General features: G+C 41.3%; 17 protein-coding genes and 1 tRNA gene. 6 read left to right on the top strand and 12 right to left on the bottom strand.

The window, feature by feature from the left end:
• Positions 1-56: 56 nt before the first annotated feature.
• Positions 57-854 (top strand): TIGR01548 family HAD-type hydrolase, encoded by a 798-nt coding sequence (locus CSQ79_RS21015; protein WP_099703083.1) that lies wholly within the window; start codon positions 57-59, stop codon positions 852-854.
• On the opposite strand, the gene CSQ79_RS21010 is transcribed toward CSQ79_RS21015, so the two are convergent.
• From CSQ79_RS21010 to ruvB, 3 genes are all read right to left on the bottom strand, one after another.
• Positions 839-2122, bottom strand: a complete 1284-nt coding sequence (locus tag CSQ79_RS21010; RefSeq protein WP_099703082.1) for a glycosyltransferase — start codon at positions 2120-2122, stop codon at positions 839-841. The genes CSQ79_RS21015 and CSQ79_RS21010 overlap by 16 nt on opposite strands.
• Positions 2123-2239: 117 nt before the next feature.
• Positions 2240-3040: a tetratricopeptide repeat protein gene (locus tag CSQ79_RS21005; RefSeq protein WP_099703081.1), complete on the bottom strand. Its 801-nt coding sequence runs from the start codon at positions 3038-3040 to the stop codon at positions 2240-2242.
• Positions 3041-3217: 177 nt separating this feature from the next.
• Complete coding sequence (ruvB, locus tag CSQ79_RS21000; RefSeq protein WP_099703080.1) at positions 3218-4318, bottom strand: Holliday junction branch migration DNA helicase RuvB; 1101 nt, start codon at positions 4316-4318, stop codon at positions 3218-3220.
• A 72-nt stretch (positions 4319-4390) separates the two neighbouring features.
• Between ruvB and hisF the strand changes: the two genes are divergently transcribed.
• The 4 genes from hisF (at position 4391) to CSQ79_RS20980 (ending at position 8016) form a co-directional block, all read left to right on the top strand.
• On the top strand, positions 4391-5164 hold the full coding sequence (gene hisF, locus CSQ79_RS20995; protein ID WP_099703079.1) for an imidazole glycerol phosphate synthase subunit HisF: 774 nt from the start codon (positions 4391-4393) through the stop codon (positions 5162-5164).
• Between the two features lie 78 nt (positions 5165-5242).
• A complete protein-coding gene (locus tag CSQ79_RS20990; protein ID WP_099703078.1) occupies positions 5243-5437 on the top strand; it encodes a hypothetical protein in 195 nt (64 codons plus the stop codon).
• A gap of 73 nt (positions 5438-5510) precedes the next feature.
• Positions 5511-5583 (top strand) — tRNA-Ala (locus CSQ79_RS20985).
• Positions 5584-6417: 834 nt separating this feature from the next.
• On the top strand, positions 6418-8016 hold the full coding sequence (locus tag CSQ79_RS20980) for an alpha/beta hydrolase (protein ID WP_099703077.1): 1599 nt from the start codon (positions 6418-6420) through the stop codon (positions 8014-8016).
• Positions 8017-8195: 179 nt separating this feature from the next.
• Here the strand turns inward: CSQ79_RS20980 and CSQ79_RS20975 are convergent, their stop codons facing one another.
• Genes CSQ79_RS20975 through CSQ79_RS20945 form a run of 7 tightly spaced genes read right to left on the bottom strand, consistent with a single transcriptional unit; the run spans position 8196 to position 12128 of the window.
• Positions 8196-8858, bottom strand: a complete 663-nt coding sequence (locus tag CSQ79_RS20975) for a Na(+)/H(+) antiporter subunit B (RefSeq protein WP_099703076.1) — start codon at positions 8856-8858, stop codon at positions 8196-8198.
• A complete protein-coding gene (locus tag CSQ79_RS20970) occupies positions 8855-9454 on the bottom strand; it encodes a DUF4040 domain-containing protein (protein WP_099703075.1) in 600 nt (199 codons plus the stop codon). Before CSQ79_RS20970 ends, CSQ79_RS20975 begins: the two co-directional genes overlap by 4 nt.
• The gene (locus CSQ79_RS20965) at positions 9441-9725 is read right to left on the bottom strand and encodes a monovalent cation/H(+) antiporter subunit G (RefSeq protein WP_099703074.1); all 285 of its coding nucleotides are present in this window, start codon (positions 9723-9725) and stop codon (positions 9441-9443) included. Before CSQ79_RS20965 ends, CSQ79_RS20970 begins: the two co-directional genes overlap by 14 nt.
• A gap of 6 nt (positions 9726-9731) precedes the next feature.
• Positions 9732-9989, bottom strand: a complete 258-nt coding sequence (locus tag CSQ79_RS20960; RefSeq protein WP_099703073.1) for a hypothetical protein — start codon at positions 9987-9989, stop codon at positions 9732-9734.
• A complete protein-coding gene (locus tag CSQ79_RS20955) occupies positions 9986-10372 on the bottom strand; it encodes a Na+/H+ antiporter subunit E (RefSeq protein ID WP_099703072.1) in 387 nt (128 codons plus the stop codon). The genes CSQ79_RS20960 and CSQ79_RS20955 overlap by 4 nt, the downstream gene beginning before the upstream one ends.
• A complete protein-coding gene (locus CSQ79_RS20950; protein ID WP_099703071.1) occupies positions 10369-11796 on the bottom strand; it encodes a cation:proton antiporter in 1428 nt (475 codons plus the stop codon). The genes CSQ79_RS20955 and CSQ79_RS20950 overlap by 4 nt, the downstream gene beginning before the upstream one ends.
• Positions 11793-12128, bottom strand: a complete 336-nt coding sequence (locus tag CSQ79_RS20945; protein WP_099703070.1) for a cation:proton antiporter subunit C — start codon at positions 12126-12128, stop codon at positions 11793-11795. Before CSQ79_RS20945 ends, CSQ79_RS20950 begins: the two co-directional genes overlap by 4 nt.
• 148 nt (positions 12129-12276) lie before the next feature.
• Between CSQ79_RS20945 and CSQ79_RS28270 the strand changes: the two genes are divergently transcribed.
• Complete coding sequence (locus CSQ79_RS28270) at positions 12277-12399, top strand: hypothetical protein (protein WP_289501393.1); 123 nt, start codon at positions 12277-12279, stop codon at positions 12397-12399.
• A gap of 153 nt (positions 12400-12552) precedes the next feature.
• Here the strand turns inward: CSQ79_RS28270 and CSQ79_RS20940 are convergent, their stop codons facing one another.
• Entirely contained in the window at positions 12553-13197 is a 645-nt protein-coding gene (locus tag CSQ79_RS20940; protein ID WP_099703069.1) for a DUF938 domain-containing protein, read from the bottom strand.
• Positions 13194-13685: a thiol-disulfide oxidoreductase DCC family protein gene (locus tag CSQ79_RS20935; protein WP_099703068.1), complete on the bottom strand. Its 492-nt coding sequence runs from the start codon at positions 13683-13685 to the stop codon at positions 13194-13196. Before CSQ79_RS20935 ends, CSQ79_RS20940 begins: the two co-directional genes overlap by 4 nt.
• Positions 13686-13782: the final 97 nt, after the last annotated feature.

The raw sequence follows: 13782 nt of genomic DNA, 5'->3' as shown, positions 1-13782 counted from the left end.
ATAAATGGGGTAAAATGGTGAGACTCACAAGGGAATAATCCCTTAACGAGATAAAGATGACACAACAATCTCAACTTGTTTCAGCAATCGTTGTTTTTGATATTGATGGCGTAGTACGCGATGTTGGTGGTTCCTATCGACGGGCGATCGCAGACACAGTAGAACACTTCACACAAAATGCTTATCGTCCATCTTTAGCTGACATTGACGTGCTCAAATCTGAAGGCATTTGGAATAACGATTGGGAAGCGTCACAAGAGTTAATTTATCGCTACTTTGAGGAACAAGGGCAACAGCGTCATTCGATAACGCTAGACTATTCAACAATTGTCGCATTCTTTCAATCTCGATATCGCGGCTCAGACCCCGAAAACTGGACAGGGTATATTTGTAATGAACCATTGCTATTACAAAGTAGTTATTTAAACGAACTGAGTAAGGCTGGTATCGCTTGGGGATTTTTTAGTGGTGCGACGCGAGGTTCGGCAAATTATGTGTTGGAAAAACGCTTAGGTTTGCAATCTCCTGTGTTAGTTGCGATGGAAGATGCACCGAGTAAACCCGATCCGACAGGACTAATTGCAACAGTACAACAATTAACAAGTGACGCTCTTGACAATTTTACTCCTGTAGTGTATGTAGGAGATACAGTTGCCGATATGTACACAGTAGAAAAAGCGCGATCGCTTGATCCGAGTCGGATGTGGATTGGTGTTGGTATTTTACCACCGCACGTTCAAGAATCATTGCAAAGACGTAATGCCTACACTGAAACACTAAAAATCGCAGGCGCAAAAGTTATTTTTGATAATGTACAAGAATTAACTCCTACTGAAATTCAAAAACTTGTATGATTCAGTACAGGTTGTTTGGTGAGAACAGCTTGTTCAATGATATCTGCTGCACGACGCACTCCTCCTGCACGATGGATTGCTTGCTGTAGTTTAAGTGCATTTTGTTTGTAATTTTCATTTGTCAAGATCTGTTGAATCGCCTTTTGCAGCCTAGGAACACTCAAACGAGATAACGACACAAACTCTCCCGTTCCTGTCCAAGCAATTCTTGCTGCTACACCAGGTTGATCGTTTGTAATGGGTATTGCTACCATTGGTACACCATTACTCAATGATTCCAACGCAGTATTTAATCCGGCATGAGTAATTGTTAGTGTCGCTTTTTGCAAAAGTTCGAGTTGTGGTGCATATTGAACGACAAGCGGTTTGCCTAGTAGTTCAAGTAAGCTTTCAGGAGTGCTACCACCACCGAGAGAAATTACCAATTGAACGTTGAAATTTGTACACGCAGAGGCGATCGCCTGAAAAATTTTCTGCTGCTGATTTTGTAGTGTTCCCATTGAAGCATAAATGAGTGGTTGTCCAGTTAATTTTTCATAAGGAAAAGCTACTGGTTTACGCCCAGCAGGATCAACAAAAGGTCCTGCAAAGTGAAAACACTCTGGTAACTGCGTTCGAGGAAACTCAAATTCTGCAGGTTGCTGGCTAATTTGTGCCAAGTTGGATAACGAGTCTGCAACTTTTTTATAAAGTGGTAAATTCCACTTGCGGTGGTAATCATCTAAGACTTGGCGAACAGGTTGGGCGACACGTTCTAAAACTGCATAAGTTACGCCATTCCGAAGTAATGCCCACCAAGCTGTGTTACGCTGCCAAGGTGTTACAAAAGGAGGAATCCCAGGTTCTTGATTGAGAATTAATGCATTACAGATTGTGATGAAAGGAATGTTCAAGTGCTTTGCTACAGTTGCACTTTCTGGAGAAACTTGATCAACTAATAATGCTTCGATGCCAATTGATGTAATCATTTTTGGAGCATCACGCAGGATAATTGTGCCACCCTGTTTGATTAAATCGAGTGTAAATGCGATCGCCTTCAAACCACTGAGTTGACCAAGACGAGCAAATTTTTCGGCAAGTATCCCAGGTGGAAACTCTTTGGCACCAATTGCTTGAAACTCTAACCCTGCTGCTAATGCTTGAGACTCTAGTTCCGGAACTTGAATTAAGGTAACACGATGTCCGCGTCGTACTAATTCCTTACCCAATGCCATCATTGGATTGAGATGTCCAGGAGAACTAGGGCAAAGAATACCGAAGTGCGTCATATCAATTTAATACTTCATCTTGACTGGTAATTGGTACTTGGTCATTGGTAATTGTTAATTAGACATTGAAAAAACACCTATTACCCATTCGCCATTACCTATTACCAAATTAGCTTGCTAAGATTTTAATTTCTGAAACTTCTCTAATGCTGCTACCATGACAGGAGGCCAACGACGTATATTTGCGACCCAGTTGATATCTTGATAACGTTGATCGAGTCCAACTGCTGATACCCAGTTACTCTCAGCTTCGCCTTGTTTTCCTTGTTCCCAATATGCTGCAGTTAGGGCAGCCCGCATATCAGCAAAGTTAGGATATTTACGGACAATATTGCGCATATTACGAATTGCTTCGTCTTTTTTGCCGACTTGATACAACGCTAAAGCATAGTTGGCACGAGCAAAAGCAAAATTAGAGGCAATCTCTGTTGATTTACGATAATCGGCAATGGCATTTTCCCATTGTCCTAAACCAGCCTCAGCATTACCGCGATTGTTATACGCCATCGCATCATTGGGGTCAATTTCGAGGACGCGATTGTAGTCAGCGATCGCCAGATCCCATCGTTCTAATCCCTCATAGGCTGTACCGCGATTTAAGTAAGGATCGGGAGCATTCGGGGCTAATTCTACAGATTTATCGTAGTCGGCTAGTGCTTCATCAAGTTTGTTTTGACTCACTCTGGCATTTCCACGATTACTCCATGCAGCAGGGTTATCAGGAAATAAGTCAATAATTTGCGTCCAGTAGGTTTCTGCAGTGGCAAAATCGCCACTGTTGGTAGCATCTAAAGCTTGTTGGGCTAAACTGTCGAGTTGTTGAAACTGTTCTGCTGTTATTTGTGGTTGGGATTGCGCTAACGCCGGTTCCGTTACCCCAAATAAAAGTATTAAGAAAATAACAATGAGTCGTATCATCTAGATTTATCTGTATTAAATAGTGCGCTACAAGACTGACGAAGGTACCAAACTTTAACTTGATCAGGCAAGATACCCAACCCAAAAAAGCTGAATTAGTTCCAGCATAATGATAAGCGGTGATGGATTATTAAATTTAAGCACCCATTACCCATTACCCATTACCAAGTTCCATGCTTATGGTAGTAAAGAAAGCTGCTCATTAGGCGGAGTAAAACCCAAGTGTTGATATGCTGCAGGACTAGCAACTCTACCGCGAGGTGTTCGCTGGAGATAGCCTATTTGCATCAGGTATGGTTCATACACTTCCTCAATCGTCTGTGTATCTTCGCCTGTGGCTGCTGCCATTGTTTCAATACCGACAGGTCCGCCATTAAACTGTTCAATCATCACACTTAGCATTTGGCGATCTGTCCAATCTAAGCCGCAAGGATCGACTTGAAATAGTTCTAATGCTTCGGCTGCAACATTTTGGTCGATAGTTCCCGCAGATTTAACTTCGGCGTAGTCGCGTACTCTTTTCAGCAAGCGATTGGCAATTCTTGGTGTTCCGCGCGATCGCCGCGCAATTTCTAGCGCCCCATCATCAGCGATCGCCGTTTGAAGTAACTGTGCTGTACGCAAAACAATTTGACTGAGTTCTTCGGGCTGATAAAACCGCAATCGTTGTACTAATCCGAAGCGATCGCGTAACGGTGATGATAGCGAACCTGCGCGTGTTGTTGCTCCTACCAAAGTAAACTTTTGCAAGGGTATGCTGCGAGACTTGGCACTTGAACCTTTACCCGTTGTAATGTCAACCCGAAAATCTTCCATCGCCGGATACAAAATTTCTTCTGCCATGCGCGATAAACGATGAATTTCATCGATAAATAAAACATCTCCTGGCTGCAATCCCACAAGAAGACCCACAATATCTCGTGGACGTTCTAAGGCTGGCGCACTCGTGATTTTGCAATTAACGCCCATTTCTGCGGCTAAAATCAGCGCCATTGTGGTTTTTCCCAATCCAGGTGAACCATACAATAGTAGGTGATCGAGGATTTCACTTCTAGCTTTTGCCGCTTTAATAGCAATATCAAGAACTTCTTTTAAATCTTTTTGACCAATGTAATCAGCAAATTTTTGGGGGCGAATGCTTTCTTCTTGCTTACTACGCTCATCAACTGTCGCTTTCGGCTGTAAAAGTTCTTCACGCTGGGGAGTGGGACGACGAGTAGTTGTCGTGTTACGGCGTTCGGGTTCAGAGTGAGATTGCTTAGAAGAAATTATCGCCATGATTAAAAATTTAATTTAAATACACAAATTAATTGTGCTTTGATCGTTACACGACTAACTCAGGAGCAGGCAATGTTAGCAAAAAGAATTCTGCCGTGTTTGGATGTCAACGCGGGGCGAGTGGTGAAAGGAATTAACTTTGTTAATTTACAAGATGCGGGCGATCCTGTTGAACTTGCCAAAGTTTACAATGCTGCTGGAGCAGACGAACTCGTGTTTCTTGATATTACAGCAACTCATGAAGACCGCGACATCATTATTGATGTGGTGTATCGCACAGCAGAACAGGTGTTTATTCCCCTCACTGTTGGCGGTGGTATTCAATCCTTAGAACAAATTAAAAGTTTGTTAAGAGCCGGCGCAGATAAAGTAAGTATCAATTCTGCTGCTGTAAGGCAACCTGAACTTATTGACCGTGCTAGCGATCGCTTTGGTAATCAGTGTATAGTCATTGCTATAGACGCACGACGGAGGCAAGACGCAGCTAACCCTGGATGGGATGTTTATGTACGGGGTGGACGCGAAAACACTGGCATTGATGCGCTTTCTTGGGCAAAAGAAGTCGCACAAAGAGGCGCAGGCGAATTACTAGTCACGAGCATGGATGCTGATGGCACGCAAGCTGGATATGACTTGGAATTAACGCGGGCGATCGCTTCGGCAGTTGAAATTCCTGTCATTGCTTCTGGTGGTGCAGGCAACTGCGAACACATTCATACTGCACTCACTGAAGGTAAAGCCGAAGCCGCCTTATTGGCATCGCTGTTACATTACGGTCAATTAAGTGTTAGAGAAATTAAAGATTACTTGCGCGATCGCGGGTGTCCAGTCAGAGTCACAGCTTAAGAATTAACTCATATTTCGTTGCAAGCGCATTGTAAATTTTCTTGTTAAGATATATGAATAAGAATTAACTTTTTAAGAATGCTGATACCAATTCTCATATTTGATGTAGCGCTGGTGGCTTGGTCACTGCACTTAATGGAAGAAGCCTTTTATCGTAAAGAGTTTTCTTTGATGCTAGCAGGCACTCTAGTGGCACTTGCAGCCGCAGCAATGCTAGTTGTTTATTTTCTCATGGGTAACTGCATAACCTACCTCATGAGTGCGTCAGTGTAATCACATCAAATCAACCACAGCAAGCAAAACTTGACAACTTATCGATTATTCAGCCATAATACAAAACGCTCAAGGGGTTATAGCTCAGTTGGTAGAGCACCTCAATGGCATTGAGGGGGTCAGCGGTTCGAATCCGCTTAGCTCCATTCTTAAAACTAGTGTCAATATAGACATTTGCAATATTTATGAGGACAGGGATGCTACTGAGCATTGCATAACTAAAACATGGTGCAATTCCATCAGGTAGTGAAAAGAGGCATCGGTGATTTACTGCTAGCTTACTCACTACTCCTAAAATAATTCACTTAATTTTTAATTTGCGATCGCTTAATTGCCTTACATGCTCATCTTTTTAAGAAAGATGACTACGACAAAAGTAATTTTAAACGGTACTCAAACAATATAACTGTACTGTAAAGTTTTGTATTCCAATTCCGAAGATGTCGGATTATCTCGTGATGGAAAATACAAGATGGTAAATTTGCTGTCAAACTGACTAGTAGCTAGAGCAATATTCACATGAGCAGCCCACCATATTGAACGGCAAAAGCACACTAATAGCATTAGCTAGTGTAATCAAACGTCACTCAGCTATAGAGAAAGAAATAGATAAAACTAACTAGATTGAGAAGTTTCACTGTACTTTACACCAAAAGCTTTCTTATCTAATTAGGACAACAATTTCATTTTCATTTGCTAAAAAGAGCAAGAATTGTATTGAAGTATTTGGCATTTTATTTACTGTGAGACAACAAGTCAATATATTTCTAAGTCTATTTATGACGTAGATATAGAAGTATTATCGTAGAGCTGCATAATAATTACTGAACTAGATTAACAAATAAGCTAACGCTAAGTATTGTGTACCTATAGCTAGCAACACTCACCGTTCGCTTTGATAATCAGTAAAAAATACCTCAGTGTCATTGTGCAATGTACTCTACTACTCGAAGAGGTACTTTGAAGAGTAGTCAAGCAATATGAATCAACCAACAGAACATCCTCAGCTAATTATTAAGCGCTACAACCAAAATGGTACAACATTTGCTCATTGTTTAATTTGTAGTACAGTCCCTAATAATGCCGAGAGCCAATATCGTGAAGATCTGTTCTCAGATTATTCTTATTCTCTAAATGCTCTAGCTCAACTTAAAGAAACTCTAAAAAAGTTTATTGAATCCAAATGGGAGAACTCGGGACAAAATATCCTCGAAAAAATCAGTATTATTTTAGATATTCATGGATATAACGTTTCACTTGAAAATTTTGAAAAGAATACTTACGAGCCTTTAGAACGCAAGTTTCAAGTAGATACTTCTGGCAAATATTTTGATAATTTTGTAATTTTTATTAACTTCTCTTGGCCATCAGAATCAGTTCTTAAGTCTCAATGGATTGATTGGTTTCGAGCAATGCCACTAATGCTACAGCTACTTCTTATTGGGGCAGTCGCCTTAATATTTTTGTTTAGAGCAACTCTACTGTATTCATTAGGTTTGATTTTAGGAGGTTTAGTGTTGTGTTTAGTTGCTCTACGCCTAGTTGTCTATTTTCGAGATCGCGATCGCGCTGCCAATCATGGTGTTTTTGATGCCGTTGAGTTAGTACGTTGGTTACATGTGATATTACAAGAGATTCTTCAGGAAAAGGCACTTCATTCTCCTGAAGCAGCGGAACACTTAAAGTCAGATCCTGAGTTTTTTGGAGTTGTCAATCTCAGCTTTATTGCACATAGTATGGGTTGCTTTGTGACAACTCAGATGATTCGCATTCTCTCCGATATTTTTGATCCGTCCGCAATTATGCGGTGGAAGACGACTGATGGTCCTTTTGGCGGTACAGATACTAAAAGACCTTTAACTGCTGAGGAAATCGTAGAACTCAGCAAGATTGGACATTTCTTTACTTTGAAGTCGCTGATTCTGGCATCGCCAGATATTCCCATTTGGGCAATTACTACAGGTCACTCCAACTTTCTAAAAAGTTGCTTGCCGCGCTTTAAGGAAGCTTACCTGTTTACTAATGATGCAGACATGGTGCTACGTCTGGCTTCAACTGTGGCGAACTACTTCGTTTTTCCCTCGGCTTCTCGGATTGGTGGCTATCGACTTGGGAATCTTACACTCACTAAAAACCGCTCTTATGGCATGATAAATGTTGGCGATAAAGCTCTTGGTGTGCGTGCATTCACCCGTAATATTAATCTGACAGAGAAGCCTTTCTATTCTACAAGTGATGTATACCAGTATCTTACAGTCGTTGATTGTACTGATTATCAAGATAAGTTAGTTACTAATTCAGAGTTACAGGGACGGCGCTTAAGTGTACTGACAGCAAATAATTCCATCACAAATTTACTCAATTATATAGCAACCTCTATCTGTCATTTTCTAGGAATTGGTCAAATTGACTCTCATGGTGGCTACTTTCGTGGAAAGTTTTGCCTAGACCTTATTTACTTACTAGCGCTTTCTGGCAAAGCAAAATTACCACCAAACTTAAATATGGAACTCAAAAAGCATCAGATAGCCTGGATTGAGACTTGTAATAATCAAACCACTCATGTTACTAAGACATAATTTCCATTAAGTTACCTCAAGTGTCGGGTAATTCAAGACAGTTATGCAGTTCAAGATTTCTCTAAGCTTGTAGAAGTAAATTGTTAAGGAAATAGATTTACTGCTGTGTGGAGTTATAGATGATGAATAGAGTTAGCTCAAAATTCAAAATTTAAAACTTTGGGTCTATCTTCCCCTTTTTACAACAACCCACGATAACGAATAAATAGCAAAATCACAGCCCACGAACCTAAGGCAACTTTCGCGGCAACTAAAATGTTGAGAATAGGAATAACTCCTCCGCTCACAAGTGCGCCTAATTCTCCGTGTGGTAATTCTAGACCAGACAAAGTAATGACTGCTAGCCCAATAAAAATCAAAATCGAAACTTTTTCCCATGTAGCGAAGTGCCAGCGCTTGTAGAGTGCCTGCATCCACTCTGATGGCGAGGTAATCGCAACTAAACCGATCGCTGTTCCACCTGCTACTCCAGCGGCAAAACCACCACCAGGGCTTAAATGCCCCCGAATTGCAAGTTCAATACTGACCAATGCAGCAATGGTTGCACCTAAACGTGCTAACACAATCGATGGTTGATCGGTAAACTGATAAATTTTGGTCGATGGCTTTTCATTAGCCAGTAGAAAATAAGCGCCCAAGATGGAAATTGTAAATACTACAACCTCAAAAATTGTGTCATACAAGCGATTTCGGAAGATAATACCCGACACTGCATTGGGTACACCACTATCTCGAACAACCAATTCTACAATTGAATTATCTGATAAATTGAGTGCTGGATTGGGTATCAGCAGCATTTTGATAAATAGTGCAATTCCCGCCGCAATATAGACCCATTTCATGAATGCTCCTCCTTTGAGTCTGATGGCTTGACATAGGTAAGAATATTGCCTGGCGATGCAAGTTCTGCTTGCATAATTTCGTAGAGGCGTTGCACCCTGACGGCAGTATGAAAGGATAGTTTGTCATTTTCACAGGTTGCATAGTCTTGTTCAAAGTCAGACTGTGGTTGCGATCGCTGGCTGCATACTGCGTGTACTTCTTTCTCAATCAGTGCTTGATCTAATGACTGCATATCTGTGTAGGGAAATACCTCAAGTCGCATATGACGTTTGCCCAAGATGGTGCGTAAATCGTCTAATAGTTGTTCAAATTGGCGTTCGCCCTGTGTACTCAAATCTTTAAGGATACCAAGCCGCATTACGAGTGATGAACGTACTGCAACTGCATAAAGTGTAATTGCCAGCATTGTACCTACCAATGCTTCAGTTAAAGCCACATCTGCAGCTCCCAAAACCGCATACACTAATGCTGCTATTGCTCCCAAAATGCCACGCATAACTAAGGCATGGTAGGGATTAACCTGAAATATCAACATAAATGCAGTCAATGGCAGCAGTGCTGTAATAACATAAACAGAGATATCATTCTCGTTCATAGTTATCTCCACTACTAGAGCAGTAGGCTAAGACATATCCCAGCACAGTGTTCCAAATTGCTAAAGAGATAATCGCGAGAATCAACAAAGGCCATTCACTAGGTATTTTTATAAGTAGTCCGATGATGATACTCATCGATCCCAGAGTATCTGCAACTGAAAGACTATGTAGTTTAAATAAAATTGAGCGATCGCCAAGTAAATGCGAGGTTCCCCAAAACCAAAAAACTATTCCTAAACCTATACAGGTATAACTTAATACGTTAAGCATATTTTACTAATTAGAGACATCATTCAATCGTTTAATCACATGAGCCAGCAGCATTAATGCAGCATTTCCGACACTGAGGATAATCACAGCGACAATTCCGATCATCCAGTCGTCGCGTAAAACAGAAATCACGAGTGCCATAATTGATGTTTTGGTAGCAATACTGGCAAATGCCAACATCCGTTGCCAGACTTCATCATCTCTCCAAGCTTCGTAAATTGGTATCAGCAGCGCTAAAATCATTGCCATTATGACCAAATTCATGCTTTCCTCCGTCGCACTCGGTGGACTTCGTACCAGCCGTGTTCGTGATATTTCAAAACAATTGTTTTGGGGGTAAAAGTGATCAAGAATATATCAAGAAAGATGAGTCCAGGTGTCCGTTGCGGTGGCACTCGTTCCATGGTGACTTCCTCTTGAGTATGCGGACGGAGGATGATTTCAAAAGCTTCAATATATGCCTGTGGAATCGCTACAACAATCTCACCTAATGCCCGTAACCAATCTTTTAATGCCGTACGAGATCTATGTTTGTGGGGTAAAAGCAATGCCACACTCACACCAATGATGATATTAACCGCACTAAAGTTAGCAGTGAGGAGAAACCAGATAACGAGTCGCAATATCAAATTGAGATATCCAGTCATGCAAATACCATCCAAAACAGCAATATCAACATCAGACTCATACCACCAATGAGATGCTCAAATTGCTCAAGCATACGCGGTAGTTTAAGCTCTGCGCGACGTAAAATTAAGAGATACGCCATCCAGCCAATGGCAATAATGGCAAGTACTTTGGCAATATTTGCAATGGTATAAGCTTGGTAGTAAGCAATGTTTGCTAAGAGCAAAGCACTAATCGTCAAACTTATCCCTAGCACTAAACCAAAGCGAATTTTTTCTTGCCCTCCACGCGGGAGAAAGATGAATTTGGCATACACAATCGCTGTTCCTACGGCTCCAATGTTCATGGCGGTTGCATAAGCATTAGGCAAATAACTCAGTGTTAATATCTTTGCGCCAAAACCAACAAATAAAGGAAAACCTGAGATTGAAAGACCAGCTATAGTTAAAGCAATCCACAACACAGGATTAATTGCTCGATGTTGTTGTAGTTCTTGGAAGTTGCGACTTGGCAAATTCCCCGCAATCAAAAATAGCGTTGATTTTGCTGTGCCATGTGCCAGCGCATACAAGCCTCCTGCTTCTGGTGAAGCGAGAATCCAGCCCAACTGTGAAAGTGTACTTAATGCCAGCGTGCGCTTAGTATCTTTTTCTAAAATTGCATAGAATACACCAAACAATGCTGCGGCAACTCCAAAAATTCGGGCGATCGCATATACATCATCAACAAGCAGCGCACAACGTAAGAGAGGAAATACTCCCGCTTTGACGACAATTCCTGACAATAGTGCCGATACTGGTGTTTCTGATTCTGAATGAGTCAACGGCAGCCACAAACCTGAGATAAAGACTCCTCCTTTTGTTAATAATCCTAAAACAATCAAGGCAACTGCTTCAGTTGGTGCCTCACTTAAACCAGCAAAAGCAAAAGAGTGATTTGCCTTGTAAACTAAGATTGCGCCTACTAAATAAAACAGCATTGCCGTGTTGCTGACGAATAGATAACGTAAAGCAACCCAGATTGAGCGTTCCGTTCGCGGATAGGCAATCAAAAGAAATGCAGCAATTCCAATCACCTCTAATGCCACATAAAGGCTCATGAAATCTGCACAAATAAATACGGCATTCAAACTACCATGCAGAATAATAGTCTGCATATAAAAAAAAGCCGTTTTATCATGCCAACAGTAGATAATGACTGCCGCTGTTACTAATGCATTGGTTAATATGAAGTAGCCACTCAACTGATCGACGACTAATGTAACGCCGAAATTATCTAGCAATTGCAGCGTCAAAGGCGACTGTTGTACAAATACTTGCAACGCATATGCCAGCGAAACTCCAGCTACACTCAGTGCAAGATATCGGTCAACTTTGGGGAGCAAATAAATGACGAACCCCATAAACAGTGATAAAGCAATCCAGGCAATTGTCAGAGTATTCATGGCATATTGTTCTTCTCGATCTCGTTGCTTTCCAAAGTCGGGTTATCTTGTGCCAATTTCAGTACTCCAACTAGCATTAAAGCTTGAATCGAAAAACCAATGACGATCGCTGTTAATATCACTGCCTGAGGAACTGGATCGGCGTAAGCACCTTTTTGAGTATTTGCCAAAATAGGTGTAAATAAGCCATCTCGCGATGCAATCAGCACATAATAGGCAATGACTCCTGTACTCATAACATCCATTGAGATGATCTTCATCATTATGTTCTTTTTAAAAATAATGCCGAAAAATCCACATAATATTGTTGCGAGTATACATGCTTCTAACACGGGAATTGTTGTTTAGGTAAAGGGTGATTGTAATTATTTTTGAATGTTTTTGCTAAACAAGAGATTTTTTTAGGTTGCTGCATTTATACCCTATCAAGCTGAGCTTAAGACACAAAAACACCACTTGCTGATATAAAAATCTCTTCAAATGCAGCATAGTAGTGCTCCTTTAACAGCACCTCATCAATACTTGATTGGGCAACACTGCGGATTTGACCGCGATCGCTGCGGGCGATCGTGTTTCACCTCAAATGACGACCGCACTAACTAAACCTGATGGTGTGTAGGCAAATCGCAAATGATTAAGTAAATATGAAGTTGAAATTAATTTGATAATACTTGATTCCGCCCATTCTGACGAGTCTTAGTGCCATAGAAATCTAACATGGTTATGATAGAATTTCTCATTGCTAGAGCGTTAGTCTCACTCAGAGCGATCGCAACTTTCATTCGTCTTTTGAAAAATTACCGAAAGATTATTTGCTGGCATGGCAACAGTTTTAATGAGGGAAAAATGTTCAGTCTTGGCTACTTCTACAACGTCCTCTAAATTCCGCACTCCCCACGCTGGATTTTGGGCGCGTAAACTGGCATCAAATGTAGCATTACTCTCTGCCGTATGCTGATTACCTTGTTTAAAAGGTCCGTAGAGATACAAAATACCACCAGAGGAAAGAATTCGCTTTGCACCTGCAAGTAATCCTAAGCAAGCCGACCAAGGCGCAATGTGGATCATGTTAATGTTGACGATCGCAACAATTTCTCGTGATTGTTGTTCAACCGTCCAAACTGGATCGCAAGCATCGAGAGCGATCACTGGATATAAATTTTCGGCAGGAGCATGTTTGCTCCATGCCATGATACTAGCTCGTGCTACTGGATTAGGGTCGGACGGCAACCACTCACGAGGATGAATTCGCGGGGCAAAAAAGACAGCATGTTCTCCAGTTCCACTAGAGACTTCTAAGACTGTGCCTGTTGGTGGCAAAACTTCGAGTAGAACTTTGAGAATTGGTTCTCGATTGCGAAGAGTTGCAGGCGCGTATTGTCGGGCATCAAAATAATTCATTTAATTTGGCAGCGCCCTTGTGTTTTGCATTCTAACTGCTTTTGGCGCTCGGCAACAATTGCTGCTAAGTCTGGTCTTCCAGTAAGTCGCAACCGCCAGTCAGCCCAAATGCCATAGAGCATATCGGCAAAAGCACCAATGACGGGTAGCTTGGTGATAGCGTAAACCCATCCCATCCCTAAAGTTTCGTAAACTCGGCGAAAAACTTCTACATTCTGGATAACTTTACCATCAGGCATGACTGCATGAATCCGCCCCATCGCAGTTTCAAAATCTACGCCGCCATGTGCTTCAGGGGTATAATTTTCATCGGCAATATCTACAAATGCTACAAGCCCGCGACTAGCATCTTGTTTCCTCAAAAAGTTGACTTCGCGCAAACACAACGGGCACTCGCCATCATACAGTAACTTAATCTTCCAAGATGTTGAATCAGATACCTGTTGATTTGCTGTCAATTCGCGTGACTGGATGTTTGATGCAGACATGAGGTAGATCTCAAATTATTTTCAAACCAATACTTCTATTTTAAGAAAAATAAATAAAAATTAACTTAATTTAATTATGCTGATAGTTGTTTAGCTG

Source organism: Gloeocapsopsis sp. IPPAS B-1203 (genome assembly GCF_002749975.1).
GTDB lineage: Bacteria > Cyanobacteriota > Cyanobacteriia > Cyanobacteriales > Chroococcidiopsidaceae > Gloeocapsopsis.
This window is presented reverse-complemented; position numbering and strand designations above follow the sequence as displayed.